This window comes from Pseudocitrobacter sp. 2023LY-00077 (genome assembly GCF_055796175.1).
Genome location: NZ_JBSPEI010000010.1, coordinates 61,227 through 86,553 on the forward strand (window position 1 = coordinate 61,227; position 25,327 = coordinate 86,553).

The following is a 25,327-nucleotide window of genomic DNA, read 5'->3' on the forward strand; positions in this document are numbered from 1 at the left end:
GGTTTAGCTCTCCTTCGGCGGCGCGTTCTCTGCCAGATAGTTGGCCATCTTGCAGTACTGCGCAACAGAGATATTTTCTGCCCGCATCGTCGGGTCGACGCCCAGCTCTGTCAGAACTTCAACGCTGAACAGGTTGCCGAGACTGTTGCGGATCGTTTTACGACGCTGGTTAAACGCCTCTGTGGTGATGCGGCTCAGCACGCGAACGTCTTTCACCGGATACGGCTTGGTACTGTGTGGCACCAGACGCACGACGGCGGAATCGACTTTTGGCGGCGGCGTAAAGGCGCTCGGCGGCACTTCGAGTACCGGGATAACCTGGCAGTAATACTGCGCCATCACCGTTAAACGACCATACGCCTTGCTGTTCGGCCCTGCAACCAGACGGTTAACCACCTCTTTTTGCAGCATGAAGTGCATGTCGGCGATCGCATTAGTATAGCTAAACAGATGGAACATCAGCGGCGTCGAGATGTTATACGGTAGGTTGCCGAATACGCGCAGCGGCTGGCCCAGCGTTTGCGAAAGCTCACCGAAGTTCATGGTCATGGCATCCTGCTGATAAATGGTCAGCTTCGGACCCAGGAACGGGTGGGTTTTCAGACGTGCGGCGAGGTCACGGTCAAGCTCGATGACGGTCATTTCGTCAAGACGTTCGCCAACCGGCTCGGTCAATGCGGCAAGACCCGGGCCGATTTCAACCATCGCCTGGCCTTTTTGCGGATTGATCGCCGAAACGATGCTGTCAATAACGAACTGATCGTTAAGGAAGTTTTGCCCGAAACGTTTACGGGCTAAGTGGCCCTGATGGACTCGATTATTCATTTAGAGTTAACAATCATTTTGATGGCGAGATTAAGCGCCGTAATAAAACTGCCGACCTCTGCTTTTCCGTGACCTGCCAGTTCAAGGGCAGTGCCGTGGTCAACAGAGGTTCGAATAAAGGGTAAACCGAGGGTGATATTCACGCCACGGCCAAAGCCCTGGTATTTTAGCACGGGTAGGCCCTGATCGTGGTACATTGCGAGCACCGCGTCGGCATTATCAAGATACTTAGGCTGGAAAAGGGTATCGGCAGGCAGCGGCCCGCTCAGATTCATTCCTTTCGCGCGCAGCGTATTCAGCACCGGGATAATGGTGTCTATCTCTTCCGTGCCCATATGGCCGCCTTCGCCCGCGTGCGGGTTGAGGCCACAAACCAGAATATGCGGCGTAGCGAGGCCAAATTTGGTTTGCAGATCGTGATGCAGAATGGTGATCACTTCGTCGAGCAAATCGACCGTGATCGCATCGCTCACGTCCTTTAACGGCAGATGCGTCGTCGCCAGCGCCACGCGCAGTTCTTCCGTCGCCAGCATCATCACCACTTTCGGCGCGTGTGAGCGCTCTTCAAAGAACTCCGTATGCCCGGTAAAGGGCACGCCCGCGTCGTTGATGATGCCTTTGTGCACCGGCCCGGTAATCAGGGCGGCAAATTCGCCACTCAGACAGCCGTCACAGGCGCGTGCCAGCGTATCCACCACATAGTGACCGTTCTGCACGTTAAGCTCGCCTGGCGTCACTGGCGCGCGTAGCGGCACAGAGAGCAGGGTGAGTGTACCGGCGCGTTGCGGTTGGGCGGATTCGTCAGGGGAGTAAGGCAGAAGAGAAAGCGGAAGGCCGAGGAGAGCGGCTCGCTCACTGAGGAGTGCGCCATCGGCGCACACCACCAGTTCAACGGGCCAATCGCGCTGGGCGAGCTGGATAACCAGATCCGGACCAATCCCGGCGGGTTCGCCGGGCGTGATCACCACACGATGGGTTGTCGTCATTAGTTGCTCAGGATTTTGACATAGGCGCTGGCGCGTTGTTCCTGCATCCAGGTTGCCGCTTCTTCAGAGAACTTACGGTTCATCAGCATGCGGTACGCTTTGTCTTTCTGCGCGGCATCGGTGCGGTCAACCTTACGGGTGTCCAGCAACTCAATCAGGTGCCAGCCGAAGGAAGAGTGAACCGGGGCGCTCATCTGGCCTTTGTTCAGTTTCATCAGCGCATCGCGGAACGCAGGATCGTACATATCCGGCGTTGCCCAACCTAAATCACCGCCCTGGTTAGCAGAACCTGGGTCCTGAGACAGCTCTTTTGCCGCTTTATCGAAGGTGGTTTTACCGCTACGAATATCCGCAGCAACCTGTTCCAGTTTCACACGCGCCTGCTCGTCGGTCATGATCGGCGACGGTTTCAACAGAATGTGGCGAGAGTGAACTTCGGTCACGGAGATGCTCTGAGAGCCGCCACGCATATCGTTGATTTTCAGGATATGGAAGCCGACGCCGGAGCGGATCGGGCCGACGATATCGCCTTTTTTGGCGGTAGTCAGCGCCTGCGCGAAGATGCCCGGCAGTTCCTGAATGCGGCCCCAGCCCATCTGGCCGCCTTTCAGCGCCTGCTGGTCAGCAGAGTAGGAGATAGCGAGTTTGCCAAAATCAGCACCGCCGCGCGCCTGCTCAACGATAGACTCCGCCTGGCTCTGCGCTTCGTTCACCTGGTCAGAGGACGGGTTTTCCGGCAGCGGGATCAGGATGTGGCTCAGATTCAGTTCAGTGCTGGCGTCGTTCTGGTCGCCAATCTGGCTTGCCAGCGCGTCCACTTCCTGCGGCAGGACGGAAACGCGACGACGCACTTCGTTGTTACGCACTTCAGAGATGATCATCTCTTTGCGGATCTGGCTGCGATAGGTGCTGTAGTTCAGGCCATCGTAAGCCAGACGGCTACGCATCTGATCGGTTGTCATGTTGTTCTGCTTCGCGATGTTGGCGATAGCTTGATCCAACTGATCGTCAGAAATTTTGACGCCCATTTTCTGACCCATCTGCAGCATGATCTGGTCCATGATCAGACGTTCCAGGATCTGGTGGCGCAGAGTTGCGTCGTCCGGCAGTTGTTGCCCCGCCTGGCCCGCGTTGAGCTTGACGGATTGCATCAGACCGTTGACGTCGCTCTCAAGTACGACACCATTGTTTACGACGGCTGCTACTTTATCGACAACCTGTGGGGCGGCGAAACTGGTATTCGCGACTAACGCGATACCAAGAAGCAGCGTTTTCCAGTTCTTCATACTTTTTCCATTTCAATTAACAAACCGCTCGGCGGCTTAAGTTTCTGTCAGTGTCGTTACAATGAGTTCTGGTACGGCAGTATGTTCGAACGCAGCATCTGCTGGGTACCCAGTCCATAGTTCGAACTCAATCCACGAAGCTCAATATTAAAGCCGATTACGTTGTCGTAGACGGCGTGATCTTTCGCCCCTTCGTTATCCCAGCCGTTCAGCTTACGTTCGTAGCCGACACGGATGGCATAGCAGCAGGAGTTATACTGCACGCCCAGCATTTGATCGGCCGGTTTGTGACTGTTGGTGTCGAAGTAATACGCGCCCACAACAGACCAGCGATCGGCGATCGGCCAACTGGCTACGCCGCCCACCTGCGAAATCCCGTTCTTATACTGCTCTGACGTCGAGTAGTTAGACGGCAATGTCGCCTGGATATATTCCGGGCTGGCGTAACGGTAGCTCAACTGGACTAAACGGTCCTGGTCACGGCGATACTCAAGGGTGGTGCTGCTGGTGGAGATGTTATCCAGACGTTTGTCGTACTGGATGCCGCCACGCAGGCCCCAACGGTCGGTCAGACGTAAATAGGTGTCTCCCGCCCACACCAACGAACCGGTGTTGTCATCATTTTGCCAGGTCGTTGTATCATCACCGGTACGAGACTCGGTGAAATAGTAGATTTGACCAACAGAAACGTTAAAACGTTCAATCGCCGATTCATCATATACGCGAGATGTGAGGCCGGTCGTCACCTGGTTGGCTGACGCAATGCGGTCAAGGCCGCCGTAGGTACGGTCACGGAACAGCCCGCTGTAATCGGATTGCAGCAGCGAAGAGTCGTAGTTGTAGATGTTGCTCTGATCGCGATAAGGCACGTACAGGTACTGCGCGCGCGGTTCCAGCGTCTGGGTATAGCCCGCAGACCAGTCCATATCGCGCTCAAACACCATCTTACCGTCGACTTTAAACTGCGGCATCGTGCGGTTTACCGAGTCATCGTACTGGGTATTTTCAACGTTCTTTTGCTGATAATGAGTCGCTAACAGCTTCGCTTCAGTGTTCAGACTCCCCCAGCCGTTAGACAGCGGCAGGTTGATTGTCGGCTCAAGGTGCAGACGCGTCGCTTCCGGACGATTGCTGTTGGTGTTAACGAAATTCACCGCCTGGCCATAGATACGCGTATCAAACGGCCCAACATCGTTCTGATAGAAGTTCACATCCAGCTGCGGCTCAGCAGAGTAGGAGTTACTGTTGTTACGGTCGAAGACCTGGAACTGTTTCGTTGACACGGTGGCGTCGAAATTCTGCACCGCATAGCCGACGCTGAATTTTTGCGTCGCGTAGCCGTCGGTACTGGAACCGTATTTGGAGTCAAAGTCGTTGAAGTAGTTCGGGTCGCTGACTTTGGTGTAGTCGACGTTGAAGCGCCACACCTGATCCAGCACGCCCGCATGACGCCAGTAGAACATCCAACGACGGCTGTTATCGTCATCCGGGTGCTCATCGCTATAGACTTTATCCGATGGCAGGTAATCGAGTTCCATCAAACCCGCGCCCGCTTTGGTCAGATAGCGGAATTCGTTCTCCCACATGATGCCGCCACGCCGGTGCATATAGTGCGGCGTGATGGTCGCATCCATGTTCGGCGCGATGTTCCAGTAGTAAGGCAAATAGAACTCAAAGTAGTTCTTCGTGCTGTACCGGGCATTGGGGATCAGGAAACCAGACCGACGCTTATCGCCGATCGGTAACTGTAAATAAGGGCTATAAAAGACCGGAACCGGACCCACTTTAAAACGGGCGTTCCAGATTTCCGCAACTTCTTCTTCACGGTCCTGGATGACTTCAGAACCGACAACGCTCCAGGTATTTGAACCCGGCAGACACGACGTGAAGGTGCCGTTTTCCAGAATGGTATAACGGTTTTCGCCGCGCTGTTTCATCAGATCCGCCGTCCCGCGGCCCTGACGACCCACCATCTGGTAATCACCTTCCCAGACGTTGGTATCTTTCGTATTGAGATTCGACCAGGCTTTCGGACCTTTCAGGATCACCTGGTTATCGTCATAGTGTACATTACCGAGGGCATCAACCGTGCGCACGGGCGCCGTCTGGCCTTCAGGCTGTTTTTGATGAAGCTGAACTTCATCGGCCTGCAAGCGGCTATTTCCCTGGTTGATATCGACATTGCCGGTAAACACCGCGTCATCAGGGTAGTTCCCTTTTGCGTGATCGGCGTTTATCGTGACAGGCAGATCGTTAGTCTCGCCTTTCACTAATGGACGGTCGTAGCTCGGCACGCCCAGCATACATTGCGAAGCGAGATCGGCAGCCATGCCCTGCTGGCTGTACAAGGCACTGGCAATCATAGTCGCCAGGAGGGTGGGAATACGTTTTTTCATACGTTGTATTTGTTGTTCCGTCATCTATAGCATTGCGGCTTGCAAACGGTCAGAGACTAACGTACTCAACGGCTTGACGCTAGTACTTATCCTGCCCGTCCCGGCCAGAGGTGTTAGGCACGGCATTGAATGACGGGTATGATAATGCATATTTTAGCCGCTGGCATGACGATTTGGGGAGTATATGCAGTATTGGGGTAAAGTGATTGGTGTGGCCATCGCCTTAATGATGGGTGGCGGGTTCTGGGGCGTAGTCCTCGGATTGCTCGTGGGCCACATGTTTGACAAGGCGCGCAGCCGCCGGATGAACTGGTTTGCGAATCAACAGGAGCGTCAGTCTCTCTTTTTTGCCACCACCTTTGAAGTCATGGGCCACCTGACCAAATCGAAAGGGCGTGTCACGGAAGCGGATATTCATATCGCCAGTCTGTTAATGGACAGAATGAACCTGCACGGCGCTTCTCGCACCGCGGCACAGCAGGCGTTCCGCGTGGGCAAATCAGATAACTACCCGCTGCGCGAAAAAATGCGTCAGTTCCGTAGCGTCTGCTTTGGTCGTTTTGATCTGATTAGGATGTTTCTTGAAATTCAGATTCAGGCGGCGTTTGCCGACGGTTCACTGCATCCGAACGAACGTGACGTGCTGTATGTGATTGCCGAAGAACTCGGGATTTCGCGCGCGCAGTTCGATCAGTTCCTGCGCATGATGCAGGGCGGGGCGCAGTTTGGCGGCGGTTATCAGCAGCAGTCGCAAGGCGCAGGCGGCTGGCAACAGGCGCAGCGCGGCCCGACGCTGGAAGATGCCTGCAACGTGCTCGGCGTGAAAAGCACCGACGATGCGACGACCATCAAACGTGCGTACCGCAAGCTGATGAGCGAACATCACCCGGATAAGCTGGTGGCGAAAGGTTTACCACCCGAAATGATGGAGATGGCGAAGCAGAAGGCGCAGGAAATCCAGAGTGCGTACGAGCTGATTAAGGAACAGAAAGGGTTTAAGTAGGATTGTGCAGTGGGGACCCCTCACCCTAACCCTCTCCCACAGGGAGAGGGAACAGACGGTGCGGTTTTCTCCCTCTCCCTGTGGGAGAGGGCCGGGGTGAGGGCATCAGGCCGCAGAGGCCTCAAAAATCCACCGGTGCTTTAAACGTCATACTGTTGCCAAACTCAGGATGCGTAATGGTCAGCGTCTGCGCATGCAGCAGCAGGCGCGGAGCCATCGCCAGCGCTTCGGGCGTCGCGTAAAAACGGTCGCCCAGAATCGGATGCCCTAACGCTAGCATGTGCACGCGCAACTGGTGCGAACGCCCGGTAATCGGCTTTAACAGCACGCGGGCGGTGTTATCGTCCGCGTACTCCAGCACTTCATACTCCGTTTGCGCCGCTTTGCCGGTTTCATAACACACCTTCTGCTTTGGCCGGTTCGGCCAGTCGCAAACCAGCGGTAAATCCACCAGACCCTCTTGCGGTTTAGGGTGTCCCCAAACGCGCGCTACGTACTGCTTTTTCGGCTCACGCTCGCGGAACTGACGTTTGAGCTCGCGCTCAGCCGCTTTGGTCAGGGCCACCACAATCACCCCGCTGGTCGCCATATCCAGACGATGGACGGATTCGGCCTGCGGATAGTCGCGCTGCACGCGCAGCATCACGCTGTCTTTATGCTCTTCCTGGCGGCCCGGCACGGACAACAAGCCGCTTGGCTTGTTGACCACCATAATGTGCTCGTCCTGATAGAGAATAACCAGCCACGGGTCCTGCGGCGGATTGTAGTTTTCCATTCCCATTGCGGGCTCCTGTTACTGGTGCGTCACGACGATCAGGCGCAACGCATCCAGACGCCAGCCAGCCTGCGACAGGCTTTCCATCACCTGCTGGCGGTTGCTTTCGATAGCGGAAAGCTCGTCATCACGAATGTTCGGGTTCACCGCTTTCAGGGCTTCCAGACGCGACAGTTCGGCACTCAGTTTTTCATCGGCTTCACTGCGAGCAGAATCGATCAGCGCCTGCGCGGCTTTGGCAATCTGGCCTTCACCCAGTTGCAGAATCGCGTGAACGTCCTGCTGTACGGCGTTAACCAGCTTACTGCCCGTGTGGCGGTTAACCGCGCTCAACTGGCGGTTGAAGGTTTCAAACTCCACCTGAGCCGCCAGGTTGGTGCCATTTTTATCCAGCAGCATGCGTACTGGCGTTGGCGGCAGGAAGCGGTTGAGCTGCAGTTGTTTCGGCGCATTGGCTTCCACGACGTAAATCAGTTCTACCAGCAGCGTACCGACCGGCAGCGCTTTGTTTTTCAGCAGAGAAATCGTGCTGCTGCCCGTATCGCCGGAGAGGATCAGATCCAGGCCGTTGTGGATAATCGGGTGTTCCCAGGTGAGGAACTGCGCGTCTTCACGGGAAAGCGCAATATCACGCTCGAAGGTCACCGTACAGCCATCTTCCGGCAGGCCAGGGAAATCCGGCACCAGCATATGGTCGGACGGAGTCAGGACAATCAGGTTTTCGCCACGATCGTCCTGATTGATACCGACGATATCAAACAGGTTCATGGCGAAGGCGATCAGGTTGGTATCGTCATCCTGCTCTTCAATGCTTTCGGCCAGCGCCTGCGCTTTCTCGCCGCCGTTGGAGTGGATTTCCAGCAGACGGTCGCGGCCCTGTTCCAGCTGTGCTTTCAGCGCGTCATGCTGTTCGCGACAAGTTTTAATCAGCTCATCAAAGCCTTCACTGTTTTCCGGCGCGGCTAAGTAGTTGATCAATTGATCGTGCACGCTGTCATAGATGGTGCGACCGGTCGGGCAGGTATGCTCGAACGCGTCCAGACCTTCATGGAACCAGCGAACCAGCACGGACTGTGCGGTGCGTTCCAGATACGGCACGTGGATTTGAATATCGTGCGCCTGACCGATACGGTCCAGACGACCAATACGCTGTTCCAGCAGGTCCGGGTTGAACGGCAGGTCGAACATCACCAGATTGCTGGCAAACTGGAAGTTACGCCCTTCAGAACCGATTTCAGAGCACAGCAGCACCTGAGCACCGCTGTCTTCTTCTCCAAACCAGGCTGCTGCGCGGTCGCGTTCGATGATCGACATCCCTTCATGGAACACGGCGGCGCGGATACCCTCGCGCTCGCGCAGAACCTGTTCCAGTTGCAGCGCGGTGGCGGCTTTGGCGCAAATCACCAGCACTTTCTGCGAGCGGTGGCTGGTCAGGTAGCCCATCAGCCATTCCACGCGCGGGTCGAAGTTCCACCAGGTGCCGGTATCGCCTTCAAATTCCTGATAAATCTGTTCCGGATAAAGCATGTCGCGAGCGCGCTCTTCCGCACTCTTACGCGCGCCCATAATGCCGGAGACTTTAATCGCGGTTTGATACTGCGTTGGCAGCGGCAGTTTGATGGTGTGCAGCTCGCGTTTCGGGAACCCCTTCACGCCGTTACGGGTGTTACGGAACAGCACGCGGCTGGTGCCGTGGCGGTCCATCAGCATGCTGATCAGTTCCTGGCGCGCGGCTTCTGCGCCGTCGCGGTCGCTGTTCGCCGTTTGCAGCAGAGCTTCGATATCCTGCTCGCCAATCAGCTCGCCCAGGGTGTTCAGCTCGTCGTTGCTGAGTTTGTTGCCCGCCAGCAGCAGCGCAACCGCGTCGGCTACCGGGCGATAGTTTTTCTGTTCTTCGACAAACTGCTCAAAATCGTGGAAGCGGTTCGGGTCGAGCAGGCGCAGACGTGCAAAGTGGCTCTCCATCCCCAGCTGTTCCGGCGTTGCGGTCAGCAGCAGGACGCCCGGCACGCGTTCCGCCAGCTGCTCGATGCACTGATATTCACGGCTTGGCGCGTCTTCGCTCCACACCAGGTGATGCGCTTCATCGACCACCATGATGTCCCATTCGGCGTCGCACAAATGCTCCAGGCGTTGCTTGTTGCGGCGCACGAAGTCCAGCGAGCAAATGACCAGCTGTTCGGTTTCAAACGGGTTATAGGCGTCGTGTTGCGCTTCGGCATAACGCTCATCGTCAAACAGCGCAAAGCGCAGGTTGAAGCGGCGCAGCATCTCAACCAGCCACTGGTGCTGGAGGGTTTCCGGCACGATGATCAACACGCGCTGGGCCGCGCCAGAGAGCAACTGCTGATGCAGGATCATCCCGGCTTCGATGGTTTTACCTAAACCCACTTCATCGGCCAGCAGCACGCGCGGCGCGTGGCGGCGACCCACATCGTGGGCGATGTTGAGCTGGTGAGGGATCAGGCTGGTACGCTGCCCGCGCAGGCCGCTGTACGGCATGCGGTACTGTTCGCTCTGATATTTACGCGCACGGTAGCGCAGGGCAAAGCGGTCCATACGGTCGATTTGCCCGGCAAACAGGCGGTCCTGGGGTTTACTGAAAACCAGTTTGCTGTCGAGCAGCACTTCACGCAGCACGACATTGGCTTCTTCAGTATCCAGACGGGTGCCGACATAGGCCAGCAGGCCTTTTTCTTCAATAACTTCATCAATGTGCAACTGCCAGCCATCATGGCTGGTAATCGTGTCGCCAGGATTGAACATCACGCGGGTCACGGGGGAGTCGCTTCGGGCATACAGACGGTTCTCTCCGGTAGCCGGAAAGAGCAGGGTGACGGTGCGTGCATCCATTGCAACTACAGTACCAAGTCCCAGTTCGCTTTCTGTATCGCTGATCCAGCGTTGACCAAGTGTAAAAGGCATAAGTGTTCGGCTCTATCTCTTTGTAAATTGCAGGCAATACCCATCCACCGCCTGAAGGAGAGGCGGCGAATGAATGAGGTCCAGGAATGGAAAGGGCGCTATGGTACTGGATGGCGCGGCGTTAGTCACCTGTCAAAATAGCCCCAGTTGCCCTGTCACTATTGTAGCAAAATCGTCGTCGACAAAGGGGAGAATTCCTTCGGCAACGGGCTCTAATTGCTTAGTAAGGTAGTGCTCGTAATCAAGCGGCGACTGTTGATAATCCAGCGGTTCCGGGCCGCTGGTAGTCCAGACATATTTTATACTGCCGCGTTGCTGATACTGAAGTGGGCGGCCCAGACGCGCGTTGTGTTCGTCCGCCAGACGCGCGGCGCGCACATGCGGCGGCACGTTGCGCTGATATTCAGCCAGCGGGCGACGCAGGCGCTTGCGGTAGACCAGTTTACTGTCGAGCTTGCCCGACATCAGGTTATCAATGGTTTCAAGAATGTAGTCGCGGTAAGGCTCGTTGCGGAAGATGCGCAGGTAGAGCTCCTGCTGGAACTGTTGCGCCAGCGGCGTCCAGTCGGTGCGCACCGTTTCGAGACCTTTGTAGAGCATTCTTTGTTCCGTGCCTTCCTGAATCATCCCGGCATAGCGTTTTTTACTGCCCGTATCGGCGCCGCGAATAGTGGGCATCAGGAAGCGACAAAAGTGGGTTTCAAACTCCAGTTCCAGCGCGCTGGTTAAGCCCGATTTTTGTAGCTCATCGGCCCACCACTGGTTAACAAATTCAACGAGCTCACGGCCAATTTTCGCCGCGGCGTTTTCATCATGCGCTTTTTTAAGCCACACAAAGGTGGAGTCCGTATCGCCATAGATGACGTCGTAACCTTTGGATTCGATAAGCGCTTTGGTCTGGCGCATGATCGCGTGCCCGCGCATGGTGATCGACGACGCGAGGCGGGGATCAAAAAAGCGGCAGGCGCTGGTGCCGAGCACGCCGTAAAACGCGTTCATGATGATCTTCAGTGCCTGCGAGAGCGGTTTGTTTTTATGCTGTTTGGCGTCATCGCGAGCGTGCCAGATTTGGCCGACGATCCCCGGCAGGCAGTGTTTATCGCGTGAGAACCAGGCACCAAGAAAACCTTCGGTACTGTGTTCCGCATCCGGCTGGCTCATCCCTTCAACCAGCCCCACCGGGTCAATCAAAAACGAGCGGATAATCGACGGATACAGGCTTTTGTAATCCAGCACCAGCACCGAATCGTACAAACCGGGGCGTGAATCCATCACGTAGCCGCCGGGGCTCGCCTGCGGGGGCACTTCGCCTAAATTAGGGGCGACATAACCCAGGCGATGCATACGCGGGAAATAGAGGTGGCTGAAGGCGGCAACTGAGCCACCGTGACGGTCAACCGCCAGCCCGTTAACCGTGGCGCGTTCCAGCAGGAATGGCATGATCTCCGTTTTGTGGAAAATCTGCGTTACCAGCTCGCAATCTTTGAGGTTATATTTCGCCAGCGCGGGCTTATCTTCGGCGAAACGGCGGTCAATTTCGTCCATTCTGTCCCACGGATTATCAATCGCTTTGCCTTCGCCCAGCAGTTCCTGCGCCACCGCCTCCAGCGAAAACGAAGAGAAATTCCAGAACGCGGATTTCAGCGCTTCAATGCCGTCGAGAATCAGCCGCCCGTTCGCCTGGGCGAAGAATACGCCATTCTTAAACCCGTGTTCGCGCCACTCCAGCTCGCTGTTGCTACGGCCCAGCATCAGCGGAATACGGTAGCGCTCGGCATGTTTTTGCAGCACGCGTAAATCGAACTGCACCACGTTCCAGCCGATGATCACATCCGGGTCGTGCTGAGCGAACCAGGCATTCAGTTTTTCTAAGAGCTGCGGGCGGCTGGCGACATACTCCAGCTCAAAATCTATCGCCGACGCCTCACCGTTGGCCGGGCCGAGCATGTAGACCACGCGCTGGCCGCAGCCTTCAATGCCGATGCAATACAGCTCGCCGTGACGGGTGGTTTCGATATCGATAGAGGCCCATTTTAGCGCCGGGCGATAGGTGTCATGAGGTTTAAGCCGTGCATTCACCAGCCCATTACCGCGTGCGTCGCCATCGAACCACACCGGGGCGGTGATAAAGCGCTCCATCAGATAGCGTTCTGGCGGGCGAATGTCCGCTTCATAAACGGTGATGCCGTTTTCGCGCAGCAGTTTATCGAGGCGCATCAACTGGCGATGAGAACGGCAGTAGAGGCCGAACACCGGCTGGCGGTGAAAATCTTGTAAGGTGAGCGGGGCAAGGCGGGCATCTCGCTCACCCTGTAACAGGCGTTCCGTCTGCGCGCGCTGCGCTTCCGGGATAAAGGCGACCGACTCCTGCGGCGGCAGCGTCACGGCTCGCGGGCCTGCATCCGTCGCCAGCCAGAAGGTGACTTCTGTCCCCTGGGGAGTGTCCCGCCAGTGGCGGGTTAAGATAAAGCCAGCTTGCGCCTGCGCCACACGCGTTTCTCACCTGATGAATAAGCGCTGATTATAACCTGGTTTAGTTGGTTTTAACTGGTTTTTTGTACAGGTGCGTTTTCAATACGATTGAAATTTCCCCGGCTCGCCTTCGCAGTAAAACGCCACCTGCTCACACAGCGACTGGTAGTCGGAAAAAATGACCCACTTTGTCCCGTGGCCATATCCCAGAAACCAGGTGGTTTTCTGCCCCGCGTGGTCCGTGATCGCCAGATGGTATTTTTTATTCATTGGGTAAATATTTGGGGTGAGTTTTATGGTCTCAATGTTTTTCCATTGCCAGCTTTTATTATCTATGATGATGGCATCAGAGGTGAGAACGATTTGCGCCGGCGTTCTTGATTTTATCCAGTGAGAATAAAGAAAGATGGCCAGCGCCAGCAGAAGCTCGGCAACCAGTGTTACACCAAGCGCACCCAGCGCCATTGAGAGAAACGGTACGCCGATAAACATTGAAAAAATGAGTAGAATCAGAAGGCTGACGGGAATGGTTGCCACAATAAAAAAGTTATCTTCGAGAACGATACGTGAGATTACTTTTTTGTTGAGGGTATATTTTATTTCAGAGGCCAAGATAAAGGCTCCAATATATTCATGGTGTAAATGAATGACGGTTTTTGTTGGTGGGTAAAATAGCGTGATTGGTATTAAAATTAAAGGGTGCTGCCAGGCAAATCTAAAAATAACGATCTCTTATAGAGAATTATTTTTCTTTAAATGCAGATGTGTTATTTCTGAACAAGAATTTAACATGTGCGCAAAATGTTGAGTAGTTCTCGAAGACCATATCTTCAGAGGCAAAGCCGCAGCCTAAAAAGAAGCGATGCTTTTTGTTATCATTCCCTATGATGGTTAAGTAACATTTTTCATTCTTCGGGTAAATGTCTGGCGTCAGCTGTAGCGTTTTGATGTCGTTCAATGACCAGCACTGATTATCGACTCGAATATGATTTTGGGCGAGGGCTATTTCTGCGGGAGTACGTGATAAGGTTTTAACCTTCAAAGCGACGGTGAATGGATAAGTGAAAAACTGGAGTATCATGCTATAAACGAAGGTTAATAGAAAAACCAGTAAGCAGCCTACTAAAAATGACCACAGACTTTCGCTCAGAAAGATACCCATTGCACCATATAAAACCATTACACCGATTGCCGCACCGAACGGTGAAGCAAAATCAATTTTAAGTCTCTTTAGGAGAATTGATTTATGTAGCTTATATATTATCTCTTCCATGCTATTCATTCCATTGAATGCCACGGAATGACTATAAATGAAAGAGTAGAGGAATCAAAGTCAGCGCCTGCGATCAGGCGCTGATGCTAATATTCACTGCCCGTAATACGCCTTCGCACCATGCTTGCGCAGATAGTGCTTATCCAGCAGCGTTTGCTGCATATCCGGCAACTGCGGCGCAAGCTGGCGGCAGAAGATACCCATATAGGCCACTTCTTCCAGCACGATAGCGTTGTGTACCGCATCTTCCGCGTTTTTCCCCCACGCGAACGGGCCGTGAGAGTGCACCAGCACGCCCGGCATTTGCGCAGCGTCGATGCCTTGTTTCTCAAAGGTTTCGACGATCACGTTACCAGTTTCCCATTCGTACTCACCGTTGATTTCCGCATCGGTCATTTTGCGCGTGCAGGGAATGGTACCGTAGAAATAGTCAGCGTGGGTGGTGCCGGTCGCAGGAATAGCTTGCCCCGCCTGCGCCCAGATGGTGGCGTGGCGGGAATGGGTATGCACGATGCCGCCAATGGTCGGGAATGCCTGATAGAGCAGGCGATGGGTGGGCGTATCGGAAGACGGTTTTTTGTTGCCTTCTACCACCTCGCCGGTCGCGATGCTGACCACCACCATATCGTCGGCGGTCATCACGCTGTAATCTACGCCGGAGGGTTTAATCACAAAAACGCCTTTCTCCCGGTCAACGGCGCTGACGTTGCCCCAGGTGAGGGTGACCAGGTTATGTTTTGGCAGCGCCAGGTTGGCGTCGAGCACCTGGCGTTTGAGATCTTCTAGCATGTTGGCTCCTGTGTGCCCCCTCACCCTAACCCTCTCCCCGAGGGAGAGGGATGAGACAGTGCTCGGTGTGGGGTTTTCACCCTCTCCCTCAGGGAGAGGGCCGGGGTGAGGGTGTTAACGACGTAACCCGTAATAAACCTCGTTCCAGCGCAGCGCGTCTTTAAACGCTGGCAGGCGGGTGTCGTTGTCGATAACCGTGATCTCGATACCATGCAGTTCAGCGAACTGGCGCATATCGTCCAGCGTCAGGGCGTGGCTGAAGACGGTGTGGTGCGCGCCGCCGCCGATGATCCACGCTTCGGAGGCGGTTGCCAGATCCGGCTGCACTTTCCACAGCGCGTTGGCGACCGGGAGTTTCGGCAGATCGTGCGGCGTTGCTACCGTTTCGATAATGTTGACCAGCAGACGGAAGCGATCGCCCAGATCCACCAGGCTTGCGACAATCGCAGGGCCGGTTTGGGTATTGAAGATCAAGCGTGCCGGATCGGCCTTGCCACCGATGCCCAGCGGCTGCACGTCGAGGATCGGTTTCTCTTCCACGGCGATTGACGGGCACACTTCCAGCATGTGCGAACCGAGCACCAGGTCGTTGCCGTTATCGAAGTGGTAGGTGTAATCCTCCATAAAGGAGGTGCCGCCCTGCAGACCGGTTGACATCACCTTCATGATGCGAAGCAGGGCGGCGGTTTTCCAGTCGCCTTCGCCCGCAAAGCCGTAGCCTTGCTGCATCAGACGTTGTACCGCCAGGCCCGGAAGCTGTTTCAGGCCGTGGAGATCTTCAAATGTCGTGGTGAAGGCATGGAACCCGCCCTCTTCGAGGAAGCGTTTCATTCCCAGTTCGATGCGCGCGGCATCCAGCACGTTCTGGCGTTTGTCGCCGTTGATTTGCGCGGCAGGCGTCAGGCGGTAGCTGCTTTCATATTCATCAACCAGCGCGTTGATATCGCCATCGCTGACCGCGTTGACCACCTGCACCAGGTCTCCCACCGCCCAGGTGTTGACGGAGAACCCGAATTTGATCTGCGCCGCGACTTTATCGCCGTCGGTGACCGCCACTTCACGCATGTTATCGCCAAAGCGGCACACTTTCAGGTGACGGGTATCCTGCTTCGAGACCGCCTGACGCATCCACGAACCGATACGCTCATGCGCGTTTTTATCCTGCCAGTGGCCGGTCACCACGCTGTGCTGCTGACGCATACGCGCGCCGATAAAGCCGAATTCACGGCCGCCGTGTGCGGTCTGGTTCAGGTTCATAAAGTCCATGTCGATGCTGTCCCACGGCAGGGAAGCATTGAACTGGGTATGGAATTGCAGCAGCGGTTTATTGAGGATGGTCAGGCCGTTGATCCACATTTTCGCCGGTGAGAAGGTGTGCAGCCACACCACCATGCCCGCACATTTATCGTCGTAGTTGGCATCGCGGCAAATCGCGGTGATCTCATCCGGGCGCGTGCCCAGCGGTTTCAGCACCAGTTTGCACGGCAGTTTCGCTTCCGCATTCAGGGCATTGACCACCTGTTCTGCGTGCTGCGTAACCTGACGCAGCGCTTCCGGGCCGTAAAGGTGCTGGCTGCCAATCACAAACCAGACTTCATAATTATTAAAAATGGTCATCGTCGTATCCTTAATGAGTCAGCGCTGCTGTGGCGGACGGCGTGGTAGCCGATGGCGCAGCGACAGGGAGATAGTGTTGTTCGGCGCTCAGCGCCCATTGTTGGTAGCGCTGATAAAGCTGCTCGAAGCGTTTCGCCTGCAGCGGATCGGGCTGGAGCGTGCTTTCGACGCGACTGGCCATCAGCAACTGCGCGGCAGGGATATCGCGGTAAACGCCTGCGGCGACGGCGGCAAAGATGGCAGCGCCGAGCGCGCAACACTGGTCAGAGGCGACAATCTGTAACGGGCGATTGAGCACGTCGCAGCAGGCCTGCATGATGACGCGGTTTTTACGCGCAATGCCGCCCAGCGCCATCACGTTATTCACCGGGATGCCCTGGCGGGTGAAGCACTCCATAATGGCGCGCGCGCCGAAGGCGGTGGCAGCAATCAATCCGCCAAATAATGCCGGCGCGTCGGTGGCCAGATTCAGGTCGGTGATCACCCCTTTCAGACGCTGGTTGGCGTTTGGCGTGCGGCGACCGTTAAACCAGTCGAGTACCACTGGCAGATGATCGAGGGACGGATTGTTGGCCCAGGCTTCGGTCAGCGCAGGCAGGAGTTGCTTCTGGCTCTCTTTAATTTGCGTCTTCAGTTCGGGATGCTGAGCGGCGAGTTGTTCCAGCGGCCAGCCCAGCACGCGGCCAAACCACGCATAGATATCGCCGAACGCCGACTGGCCCGCTTCCATGCCGATGAAATCAGGCACTACGCTGCCGTCAACCTGGCCGCAAATGCCTTTCACCGTGCGATCGCCTACGCTCTCTTTCTCCGCGACAAGAATGTCGCAGGTGGAGGTCCCGATGACTTTCACCAGCGCGTTTGGCTGTGCGCCCGCGCCGACTGCGCCCATATGGCAGTCAAATGCGCCGCCGGAAATCACCACTTTTTCGGAAAGCCCTAAACGCTGCGCCCATTCCGCGGTGAGCGTGCCCACGGGAACATCGGCGGTCAGGGTGTCGGTAAACAGCGGGCAGGGAAGGTGCTGATTGAGGATAGGGTCGAGTTCATCAAAGAATGACGCCGGTGGCAGGCCGCCCCAGCTCTCATGCCACAGGGATTTATGCCCGGCGCTACAGCGGCCACGGCGAATATCCTGCGGGCGCGTGGTGCCGGAAAGCAGCGCCGGAACCCAGTCGCACAGCTCAATCCATGACGCGGCGGCCTGGGCGACCGCGCTGTCTTCGCGGGTGACGTGCAGAATTTTGGCCCAGAACCATTCGCTGGAGTAAATACCGCCAATGTAGCGTGAGTAGTCTTCTTTGCCCGGCTGATGGCACAGGCGAGTGATGGCTTCGGCTTCTTCCACGGCGGTGTGGTCTTTCCACAGCACGAACATGGCGTTCGGGTTTTCGGCGAACTCGTCGCGCAGCGCCAGCACGTTGCCGTCGGCGTCTATCGGTGCAGGGGTTGAACCGGTGCTGTCAACGCCAATCCCGACCACGTCGGCGCGTTGGGCGTCGGTGAGCTGTGCCAGCACGCTTTTCAGCGCCGCTTCCATCGACTCAATGTAGTCGCGCGGGTGGTGGCGAAAACGGTTATTCGGGGCGTCGCAGAAGCGGCCCTCCTGCCAGCGCGGATACCATTCAACGCTGGTGGCGATCTCTTCGCCATTCGCGCACTCCACTGCCAGGGCGCGGACCGAGTCGCTGCCAAAATCGAGGCCAATTGCGATTGCCATCGTGTCACTCCATCGTAATAAAACAGGATGAGTTAACACTAGCGATCGCCCGGAAAAATCGTCAGGCAGGAACCGCTAATCTTATGGATAATTTTGCTGTCACATCCCAAAGTGTGACGCTGTGCAAATATTCAATGTGGACTTTTCTGCCGTCTTTATAGACACTTCTGTTACACGCCAGAAACCGTATGTCTCGCGGAATTGTTATCAAAATCGCGGCTTGTCGCGGGGTTAAATGTTTATCGTGAGCGGTGATGGTTTGCACAGGTCGCCGGGAAGGGTGAAAACGTGAATATGGATAATTGGTTTCTTCACAACATGCGGAGAGCAGACTGAAAATGCCTGAATTGCAAAACGATCCCCTGCTGCCGGGTTACTCCTTTAACGCGCACCTGGTCGCCGGGCTGACGCCGATTGATGCCGGAGGTTATCTCGATTTCTTTATCGACCGGCCGTTGGGCATGAAGGGGTTTATTCTTAACCTGACGGTGAAAGGGGAGGGGGTGATTGAAAATCAGGGGCAGCAGTTTATTTGTCGGGAAGGCGATATGCTGCTCTTTCCCCCTGGCGAAATTCATCACTACGGACGTCATCCGGACGCCAGCGAATGGTATCACCAGTGGGTTTATTTCCGCCCTCGCGCCTACTGGCATGAATGGCTGAACTGGCCGACCATTCATGCGCAAACCGGTTTTTTCCGCCCGGATGAAGCGCATCAGGCGTCGATTTCCGCGCTGTTTGGGCAAATTATTGATGCCGGGCAGGGCGTTGGGCGTTATTCAGAATTGCTGGCGATCAACCTGCTGGAACAGCTTTTGCTGCGACGTATGGAAGCCATCAATGAATCGCTGCATCCGCCGATGGATAACCGGGTACGCGATGCCTGCCAGTACATCAGCGATCACCTGGCCGATAGCCATTTCGATATCGCAAGCGTCGCGCAGCACGTCTGCCTGTCGCCGTCGCGTCTGTCGCATCTGTTCCGTCAGCAGCTTGGCGTGAGCGTGCTGAGCTGGCGCGAAGATCAACGCATCAGTCAGGCGAAATTGCTGCTCAGTACCACGCGTATGCCGATTGCCACCGTGGGGCGCAACGTAGGCTTTGAAGATCAACTCTATTTTTCTCGCGTCTTTAAGAAATGTACCGGCGCAAGCCCGAGCGAATTCCGCGCGGGTTGTGAATAAAAAGTAAAGAAAAGGAAAGGCGGTGTGTGGAGTATTGTCTTTGCCAGTAAACTATTCAGACAATTGATGGCTTGACGAAAGGCGGGGTGATGACCAGAATCCCCGATTCGTTTTCAAACCGGACACACTATGCAAGCACTGCTGGAACACTTTATTACCCAGTCCACGACCTATTCACTTGTCGCGGTCGCGCTGGTGGCTTTTCTGGAATCATTAGCGCTGGTCGGTCTGATTTTGCCGGGCACGGTGATGATGGCGGGTCTGGGCGCACTGATTGGCAGCGGCGAGGTTAATTTCTGGCAGGCGTGGCTGGTCGGTATCGTGGGCTGTTTGCTGGGTGACTGGATCTCCTTCTGGCTCGGCTGGCGCTTTAAAAAGCCACTGCATCGCTGGTCGTTTATGAAAAAGAACAAGGCGCTGCTGGATAAAACCGAGCACGCGCTGCATCAGCACAGCATGTTCACCATTCTGGTCGGGCGCTTTGTCGGGCCAACGCGCCCGGTGATGCCGATGGTTGCCGGAATGCTCGACCTGCCGGTTTCGAAGTTTATTCCGCCGAATATTATTGGTTGCCTGCTCTGGCCGCCGATTTACTTCCTGCCGGGGATTCTGGCGGGGGCCGCGATTGATATTCCTGCTGATATGCAAAGCGGTGGCTTTAAGTGGCTGCTGCTGTCAGCGGCGTTGCTGCTGTGGATTGCTGCGTGGTTGTGCTGGCGCTTGTGGCGCAGCGGAAAAGCGGCGAAAGATCGTCTGACCGTTTACCTGCCGCGCCAGCGTTTGCTGTGGGTGGCCCCGTTGATGCTCGGTGTAGGTGTCGTGGCGCTGGTGGCGGCAATCCGCCATCCGTTGATGCCTGTTTACATCGAGATTTTGCGCAAGGTGGTTGGGCTTTAGCGCAGTTTGCCGGATGGCGGCGTAAACGCCTTATCCGGCCTACAAAAATAGATGCGAACGAGTAGGCCGGATAAGCGAAGCGCCATCCGGCGCAGCGATGCCGAGTAAATGCGACGCGCTGGCGTGACCGCTCAGCAGCGCCGTCGTTTCGCCATCCCACGCAATGCGTCCGTCGGCAACCACTATCGCGCGTGGCGCAATCCGCGCCGCATCTTCCACGCTGTGAGACACCATCAACAACGTCATCTGCTCACGTTCACATACCGCTTTCACCAGTTGCAACATCTCCTGACGTAGCGCCGGGTCGAGGGCGGAAAAAGGTTCATCCAGCAGCAAAATCGGCTGCTGACGGACCAAACAACGCGCCAGCGCCACACGTTGACGCTGGCCGCCGGAAAGCTCACCCGGCAGGCGCGTCAGCAAGGACTCAAGCCCCATCTGTTGGGCGATCGCCTGCAACTTCTGTTTTTGCGCATCGTTCAGTTTCAGCGAAGGCGACATCCCCAGCCCAATGTTTTGCTGCACGCTCAGGTGGCTGAACAGGTTGTTTTCCTGAAACAACATCGATACCGGGCGACGGGCGGGCGGCGTACGGGTATGCGTCTCGCCGTTAATCACAATTTCGCCGCTGGCAGGCGTCAGAAAACCGGCAACCAGATTCAGCAGCGTACTTTTCCCCGCCCCGCTCGGCCCAAGAATGGCGAGGGTTTCGCCCTGCGCCACGGAGAGACTAAAGCGCATCGGTAAATGCTGATAAAGCCAGGTAACATCATTGAGTTTTAGCATCGCGTCCCGGTAGTTTTTCAATCACGGTAAAAAGCAGGAAACAGAGCAGCAGCAGAAGCAGGGCGGTCACCGCGCCATCCTGGCTGCGATAAGAGCCTATTTGCTGGTAAAGATAAAACGGTAGCGTGCGGAAATCATCATTGCCAAACAGCGCCACCACACCGAAATCGCCAATCGACAGGACGCAGGCGAACGCCAGCGCCTGGGCGAGGGGCCGTTTAAGTGCGCGCAACTCCACGATTTTTAAACGGTTAAACCCTTCCAGCCCCAGCGACTCACACAACGGTGTATAACGCGCGGTAATATCGCGCATCGGCGTCTCCAGCACTTTCAACGCGTAGGGGATGGCCATCAGCGCATTGGCGAAAATCACGATGCCATCGGCGGAGTCAGGCAGCCCGATAGTATTATTCAGCAGCAGGAAAAAGCCGGTCGCCAGCACAATCCCCGGCATGGCAAGAATCAACATGCCGCTCAGTTCCAGCGTTTGCCCGGCAAGCGGCGCGTTACGCGCACGCAGTTCGCGGCTGCTCCACAGTAGCATCATGGTCAGCACCACGCTGAGCACGCCAGCGGAGACGGCGATGCGCAGCGAGGTCCACAGTGCCTGCCAGAGCGGCGGTTGTCGCAGGGCGTTGAGCATCGCCGTGTTGATGCCATCGACCAGTACCGCCAGCAGCGGCGGCAGCATTAATAACAGGGCCAGCGTAATCAGCAGGCCATCGCTAAGGCGGCTGTGCAGACGATCGTCCGGGTCGCGCCAGCCCTGCATTTGCGTATTACCGACGGCAATCGCCTTGCTCAGACGCTGGCTAACCAGCACCAGCGTCAGGCAGCACGCCATCTGGATCAGCGCCAGCATCGCCGCCCGCGCCGGGTCATAATCAAAATTGAGCGCCTGATAAATCGCCAGTTCAATGGTCGTGGCTTTCGGCCCGCCGCCCAGCGATAGCACGGTGGCAAAGCTGGCAAAACAGAGCATAAAGATCAGCGTGCTGATGGGCAGAATTTGCCGACGCAGCCAGGGCCATTCCACGAAGCGAAAGAAATTGAACCCGCGCATCCCAAGCTGAGCGGCAAGCTGGCGCTGCTCGCCGGGGATTTGCTGCAGCGCCTGAAGCAGCAGGCGGGTTGCCATTGGCATGTTGAAGAACACGTGCGCCAGCAGGATGCCCTGCAATCCATAAGGCGAGAAATGCCACTCCAGCCCGAGTGATGTGAGTATCTGCGCCAGCCAGCCCTGACGCCCGTAGACGCTGAGGATGCCGAATACCGCGACCAGTACGGGCAAAATCAGCGTCATTGCGCACAGGCGCAGCAATGTTTCGCGGCCAGGGAAACGACGGCGATAGAGCGCGCGGGCGAGGAAAATAGCGGGCACAACCGACAGCAGCGCGGAGAGAAACGCCTGCCAGAAGGAGAAACGCACGACGTGCCAGAGGTAGCTATCCGCCAGCAGCGTCTGCCCGCTGGCATCCGGGGCGCTAAACCACAGTGCCAGAAAGGCGGCCAGCGCCACGGCGACGATAAGCGTCGCCGCCGTCACTCCAGGCCAAATCCAGCCGGGAATTAACGGCTGACGGCGCGTTGCCATGTCGCGATCCAGTTCTGACGCTGTGCGGCGACGTCCTGCGGGGTAAATTCTAGGGCAGTTTTCGGTTTATCGAGCGTCTCAAAGCCGGCGGGCAGCGTCACGTCAGCCACCGGATACATCCAGTTACCCGTCGGAATGGCCTGCTGGAACGCAGGGGAAATCATAAACTTGAGGAATTTTTCGGCCAGTTCAGGCTGTTTGCTGGCGGCGGTCCGCGCCGCCACTTCCACCTGCAAATAATGCCCCTCGGCAAATGAGGCGGCGGCGTAGTTATCTTTTTTCTCTTCGATAATGTGATACGCCGGAGAGGTGGTGTAGCTCAGCACCAGGTCGCTTTCCCCTTTCAGGAATAAACCATACGCTTCGCTCCAGCCTTTGGTCACGGTGACGGTTTTCGCCGCCAGTTTCTGCCAGGCTTCAGCTGTTTTATCGCCATACACTTTTTGCATCCACAGCAGCAGGCCCAGGCCCGGCGTGCTGGTGCGCGGGTCCTGATAAATCACCCGCCATTTCTGGTCGCTCTCGACCAGTTCTTTCAGGCTTTTCGGCGGATTCTTCAGTTTGTTTTTATCGTAAACGAAGGCGAAATAGCCGTAGTCGAAGGGAACAAAGGTGTCATCTTTCCAGCCGCCGGGAACGGTAACGTTACTCGTCGGCACGCCGCTTTTGGCGAACAGATTTGTCTGGCTGGCGGCTTGCAGCAGGTTGTTATCGAGCCCCAGCACCACGTCGGCTTTGCTCTTTTTGCCTTCCATGCGCAGGCGGTTAAGCAGTGAAACGCCATCTTCCAGCGCCACAAATTTCAGCTCGCAGTCACAGTCGGCTTCAAAGGCTTTTTTCACCACCGGGCCTGGGCCCCAGTCGGCGGCGAAGGAATCATAGGTGTAAACCGTGAGTACCGGTTTGGCGAAAGCTGGCAGGGCGAGAAGCGCCAGCAGCGGCAGACATTTTTTTAACACTTTGCACCTCAGTGAGCAGGTGGCAAAGGATTTTGAGTTGGCCTCAAATCCCTCCGCCGGCGTTATCCGGATCAGGTTCGACGGGTATCTCTCAGCAAATTTATGCACCCCGTTGAGTAGCTCGCTATTGTAATGATTACGTGAATAAATCAAAAGCGCTATGGATCCGGCGGGGCAAACCACGCGGATTTAAAGTCGAACCAGCCGAGGGTGTTCATGCGCACGCCGCGCATACTGCGTTGCCCCTGAATGCGCAGCCAGTGGTGGATGAGCGGCACAATTGCCTGTTGTTCCAGCAACTGTTTGCACCAGGTCGGGAGATCCAGTTCGCCCGCATGCCACTGTCGGATATCTGCCTGCCAGTCACGGGCGATGCAGTGCTGAAGCAGCGGCACTTCGCAAAGATGCGCGAACAGGGAGAAGTTTAACGGTAGCGTGAAGTTGGCGCTGTTGAGCCAGACATCGCTGACCACCTCGCCGCTGTGCCATTCGTCATAGTCCACTTCGTTAATCTCAAGTGTGACCTGATGCTCGGCCAGCAGTTGTGCCATGATGCGGGCAATCACTTTATGTTCGACATGATCGCGATAGAAACCAATCGTGATGCGCTCCAGCCCGGCGGGTTTTTCGTGGGTTTTGCTGTGCGCGTGGTGCCAGCGGGGCAGCAGGCCGTAGGCCGGGAACCAGTACTGTTGGTACTGTTCGCTGGCGTGATAGAGCAAATTCGCCGGGGCCAGCACGTGGCTTAACCACTGGCGTACGTGCTGATTGGCGCCGCGCGACGAGCGGGCGTCAAACAGCAGATAGTAGCATCCCTCTTCAAGCCGGCTTTCGACGGCCTGTTCGCTCTGGGTAGTGCCCTGTAACGTCAGACCACAGCTGAGATCTTCCGCCACGTCGGGTAATACCCAAACATTCACCTCATCTATTAATGCGCGAAACCCGAAATACTCTTCAAAGGCGTGAATTTTGAGCTGATTCTGGTTATTGCGCACCACCGCGTAAGGGCCGGTTCCAACCGGCTGGCGGGAGAAATGCGGCATGGATGACCACTCGTGCGGCAGGATCATTGCCGGAGTATGACCGAGCAGCCACGGTAGCCAGCGGTCCGCGTGGGAGAGATGGATATCCAGCGTCCATGCGGTTGGTGACACTATTTGAGTGATATGAGAATAGAGCGGCAGCCTGTTAATGCGTTCCAGCGAATGGATGATGTCTTCTATCTCCAGCTCGCGGCCATTATGAAAATGAATGCCTGGACGCAAATAAAAGCGCCAGTGCAGAGGGGATATCTCCTTCCAGTGGTGCGCAATATCGGCTTCCAGTTCCCCGTTTTCCTCATTTATGCGCGTCAGGGCGCTGAAAATTTGCCGCGCGATATGGGTTTCAGATCGACGTAACGCCGTGCCGGGCAACAGATTTTGCATCGGGCGGTAGTAGAGCACACGCAGAATGTGTCGCCCCTGGCGGAAGCTACGGCCCAGGTGAGAAACCAGCATCTGTCGCACCGTCGATTTGTCGCCAACCAGCTGTACCAGTTGGTCAATTCTGTCCTGCTCCAGCAGGTCTTCCGCCCGCTGCTGCTGCAATGCCAACCCGGTATAGAGGAAGGTTAATCGCGAGCGTTTACCGCGCCCGGCCTCGGCTTCCCAGGTTAGCCAGCCGCGCGCTTCCATGGTGTTTAACAGGGTTCGCATATGGCGACGCGAGCAGCTCAGCAGCTCCGCCAGTTCGTTCAGCGTCGTTTCCTGCGCTTTGCCGTCGCAGCATTGCCACAGACGGATGAATTGTTGTTGCAGTCGACCAGAAGGCATAAAAGGGGAACTCCTGATAAAAACTC

The 25,327-nt window shown here is 56.3% G+C and carries 19 protein-coding genes and 1 riboswitch; of the genes, 3 read left to right on the forward strand and 16 right to left on the reverse strand.

The window, feature by feature from the left end; genetic code table 11:
- Window positions 1–3: 3 nt before the first annotated feature.
- From rsmA to lptD, 4 genes are read right to left on the reverse strand one after another with little or no spacing between them, the layout of a single operon-like run.
- Window positions 4–825 (reverse strand): 16S rRNA (adenine(1518)-N(6)/adenine(1519)-N(6))-dimethyltransferase RsmA, encoded by an 822-nt coding sequence (gene rsmA / locus ACWWFX_RS14155; protein WP_015965957.1) that lies wholly within the window; start codon window positions 823–825, stop codon window positions 4–6.
- Window positions 822–1,811, reverse strand: coding sequence for a 4-hydroxythreonine-4-phosphate dehydrogenase PdxA (gene pdxA / locus ACWWFX_RS14160; protein WP_456147115.1), 990 nt, complete (start codon window positions 1,809–1,811; stop codon window positions 822–824). Before pdxA ends, rsmA begins: the two co-directional genes overlap by 4 nt.
- Window positions 1,811–3,097: a peptidylprolyl isomerase SurA gene (gene surA / locus ACWWFX_RS14165; protein ID WP_015965955.1), complete on the reverse strand. Its 1,287-nt coding sequence runs from the start codon at window positions 3,095–3,097 to the stop codon at window positions 1,811–1,813. The genes pdxA and surA overlap by 1 nt, the downstream gene beginning before the upstream one ends.
- A 56-nt stretch (window positions 3,098–3,153) precedes the next feature.
- Complete coding sequence (gene lptD, locus ACWWFX_RS14170) at window positions 3,154–5,493, reverse strand: LPS assembly protein LptD (protein WP_276221991.1); 2,340 nt, start codon at window positions 5,491–5,493, stop codon at window positions 3,154–3,156.
- 184 nt (window positions 5,494–5,677) lie between these two features.
- Here lptD and djlA point away from each other — a divergent pair, with 184 nt between their 5' ends.
- Window positions 5,678–6,496 (forward strand): co-chaperone DjlA, encoded by an 819-nt coding sequence (gene djlA / locus ACWWFX_RS14175; protein ID WP_276221994.1) that lies wholly within the window; start codon window positions 5,678–5,680, stop codon window positions 6,494–6,496.
- A gap of 121 nt (window positions 6,497–6,617) precedes the next feature.
- Here djlA and rluA read toward each other — a convergent pair whose 3' ends face one another.
- The 8 genes from rluA to araB all read right to left on the reverse strand — a co-directional run bounded on the left by rluA (window position 6,618) and on the right by araB (window position 18,067).
- A complete protein-coding gene (gene rluA / locus ACWWFX_RS14180) occupies window positions 6,618–7,277 on the reverse strand; it encodes a bifunctional tRNA pseudouridine(32) synthase/23S rRNA pseudouridine(746) synthase RluA (protein WP_276221997.1) in 660 nt (219 codons plus the stop codon).
- 12 nt (window positions 7,278–7,289) lie between these two features.
- Window positions 7,290–10,196, reverse strand: a complete 2,907-nt coding sequence (gene rapA / locus ACWWFX_RS14185) for an RNA polymerase-associated protein RapA (protein WP_473224083.1) — start codon at window positions 10,194–10,196, stop codon at window positions 7,290–7,292.
- A 132-nt stretch (window positions 10,197–10,328) separates the two neighbouring features.
- Window positions 10,329–12,686: a DNA polymerase II gene (gene polB, locus ACWWFX_RS14190; RefSeq protein ID WP_473224084.1), complete on the reverse strand. Its 2,358-nt coding sequence runs from the start codon at window positions 12,684–12,686 to the stop codon at window positions 10,329–10,331.
- A gap of 81 nt (window positions 12,687–12,767) precedes the next feature.
- Complete coding sequence (locus ACWWFX_RS14195; RefSeq protein ID WP_473224085.1) at window positions 12,768–13,280, reverse strand: hypothetical protein; 513 nt, start codon at window positions 13,278–13,280, stop codon at window positions 12,768–12,770.
- 130 nt (window positions 13,281–13,410) lie between these two features.
- Window positions 13,411–13,941: a hypothetical protein gene (locus ACWWFX_RS14200; protein ID WP_473224086.1), complete on the reverse strand. Its 531-nt coding sequence runs from the start codon at window positions 13,939–13,941 to the stop codon at window positions 13,411–13,413.
- A 93-nt stretch (window positions 13,942–14,034) separates the two neighbouring features.
- Window positions 14,035–14,730, reverse strand: a complete 696-nt coding sequence (gene araD, locus ACWWFX_RS14205) for an L-ribulose-5-phosphate 4-epimerase (RefSeq protein ID WP_108475519.1) — start codon at window positions 14,728–14,730, stop codon at window positions 14,035–14,037.
- A 114-nt stretch (window positions 14,731–14,844) separates the two neighbouring features.
- Window positions 14,845–16,347 carry an L-arabinose isomerase gene (gene araA / locus ACWWFX_RS14210; RefSeq protein WP_473224087.1) on the reverse strand — a complete coding sequence of 501 codons (1,503 nt, stop codon included), beginning with the start codon at window positions 16,345–16,347 and terminating at the stop codon, window positions 14,845–14,847.
- A 10-nt stretch (window positions 16,348–16,357) separates the two neighbouring features.
- Window positions 16,358–18,067 carry a ribulokinase gene (araB, locus tag ACWWFX_RS14215; protein ID WP_473224088.1) on the reverse strand — a complete coding sequence of 570 codons (1,710 nt, stop codon included), beginning with the start codon at window positions 18,065–18,067 and terminating at the stop codon, window positions 16,358–16,360.
- Window positions 18,068–18,405: 338 nt separating this feature from the next.
- Between araB and araC the strand changes: the two genes are divergently transcribed.
- Together araC and ACWWFX_RS14225 are read left to right on the forward strand one after the other, a co-directional pair.
- A complete protein-coding gene (araC, locus tag ACWWFX_RS14220) occupies window positions 18,406–19,251 on the forward strand; it encodes an arabinose operon transcriptional regulator AraC (protein WP_015965945.1) in 846 nt (281 codons plus the stop codon).
- Window positions 19,252–19,380: 129 nt separating this feature from the next.
- Window positions 19,381–20,148, forward strand: a complete 768-nt coding sequence (locus tag ACWWFX_RS14225; protein WP_473224089.1) for a DedA family protein — start codon at window positions 19,381–19,383, stop codon at window positions 20,146–20,148.
- A gap of 39 nt (window positions 20,149–20,187) precedes the next feature.
- On the opposite strand, the gene thiQ is transcribed toward ACWWFX_RS14225, so the two are convergent.
- From thiQ to sgrR, 4 genes are all read right to left on the reverse strand, one after another.
- Window positions 20,188–20,934: a thiamine ABC transporter ATP-binding protein ThiQ gene (gene thiQ / locus ACWWFX_RS14230; protein ID WP_473224090.1), complete on the reverse strand. Its 747-nt coding sequence runs from the start codon at window positions 20,932–20,934 to the stop codon at window positions 20,188–20,190.
- Window positions 20,918–22,528 carry a thiamine/thiamine pyrophosphate ABC transporter permease ThiP gene (gene thiP, locus ACWWFX_RS14235; protein ID WP_473224091.1) on the reverse strand — a complete coding sequence of 537 codons (1,611 nt, stop codon included), beginning with the start codon at window positions 22,526–22,528 and terminating at the stop codon, window positions 20,918–20,920. The genes thiQ and thiP overlap by 17 nt, the downstream gene beginning before the upstream one ends.
- The gene (gene thiB / locus ACWWFX_RS14240) at window positions 22,504–23,487 is read right to left on the reverse strand and encodes a thiamine ABC transporter substrate binding subunit (protein ID WP_473224092.1); all 984 of its coding nucleotides are present in this window, start codon (window positions 23,485–23,487) and stop codon (window positions 22,504–22,506) included. Before thiB ends, thiP begins: the two co-directional genes overlap by 25 nt.
- A 30-nt stretch (window positions 23,488–23,517) precedes the next feature.
- A riboswitch (TPP riboswitch) is annotated at window positions 23,518–23,609 on the reverse strand.
- Between the two features lie 36 nt (window positions 23,610–23,645).
- Window positions 23,646–25,301: an HTH-type transcriptional regulator SgrR gene (sgrR, locus tag ACWWFX_RS14245; RefSeq protein WP_473224093.1), complete on the reverse strand. Its 1,656-nt coding sequence runs from the start codon at window positions 25,299–25,301 to the stop codon at window positions 23,646–23,648.
- Between the last annotated feature and the right edge of the window lie 26 nt (window positions 25,302–25,327).

What these genes read in the sequence shown, in the direction of transcription:
- rsmA (WP_015965957.1), bottom strand. Translation starts at nt 825, where the DNA reads ATGAATAATCGAGTCCATCAGGGCCACTTAGCCCGTAAACGTTTCGGG.
- pdxA (WP_456147115.1), bottom strand. Translation starts at nt 1,811, where the DNA reads ATGACGACAACCCATCGTGTGGTGATCACGCCCGGCGAACCCGCCGGG.
- surA (WP_015965955.1), bottom strand. Translation starts at nt 3,097, where the DNA reads ATGAAGAACTGGAAAACGCTGCTTCTTGGTATCGCGTTAGTCGCGAAT.
- lptD (WP_276221991.1), bottom strand. Translation starts at nt 5,493, where the DNA reads ATGAAAAAACGTATTCCCACCCTCCTGGCGACTATGATTGCCAGTGCC.
- djlA (WP_276221994.1), top strand. Translation starts at nt 5,678, where the DNA reads ATGCAGTATTGGGGTAAAGTGATTGGTGTGGCCATCGCCTTAATGATG.
- rluA (WP_276221997.1), bottom strand. Translation starts at nt 7,277, where the DNA reads ATGGGAATGGAAAACTACAATCCGCCGCAGGACCCGTGGCTGGTTATT.
- rapA (WP_473224083.1), bottom strand. Translation starts at nt 10,196, where the DNA reads ATGCCTTTTACACTTGGTCAACGCTGGATCAGCGATACAGAAAGCGAA.
- ACWWFX_RS14200 (WP_473224086.1), bottom strand. Translation starts at nt 13,941, where the DNA reads ATGGAAGAGATAATATATAAGCTACATAAATCAATTCTCCTAAAGAGA.
- araD (WP_108475519.1), bottom strand. Translation starts at nt 14,730, where the DNA reads ATGCTAGAAGATCTCAAACGCCAGGTGCTCGACGCCAACCTGGCGCTG.
- araA (WP_473224087.1), bottom strand. Translation starts at nt 16,347, where the DNA reads ATGACCATTTTTAATAATTATGAAGTCTGGTTTGTGATTGGCAGCCAG.
- araB (WP_473224088.1), bottom strand. Translation starts at nt 18,067, where the DNA reads ATGGCAATCGCAATTGGCCTCGATTTTGGCAGCGACTCGGTCCGCGCC.
- araC (WP_015965945.1), top strand. Translation starts at nt 18,406, where the DNA reads ATGCCTGAATTGCAAAACGATCCCCTGCTGCCGGGTTACTCCTTTAAC.
- ACWWFX_RS14225 (WP_473224089.1), top strand. Translation starts at nt 19,381, where the DNA reads ATGCAAGCACTGCTGGAACACTTTATTACCCAGTCCACGACCTATTCA.
- thiQ (WP_473224090.1), bottom strand. Translation starts at nt 20,934, where the DNA reads ATGCTAAAACTCAATGATGTTACCTGGCTTTATCAGCATTTACCGATG.
- thiP (WP_473224091.1), bottom strand. Translation starts at nt 22,528, where the DNA reads ATGGCAACGCGCCGTCAGCCGTTAATTCCCGGCTGGATTTGGCCTGGA.
- sgrR (WP_473224093.1), bottom strand. Translation starts at nt 25,301, where the DNA reads ATGCCTTCTGGTCGACTGCAACAACAATTCATCCGTCTGTGGCAATGC.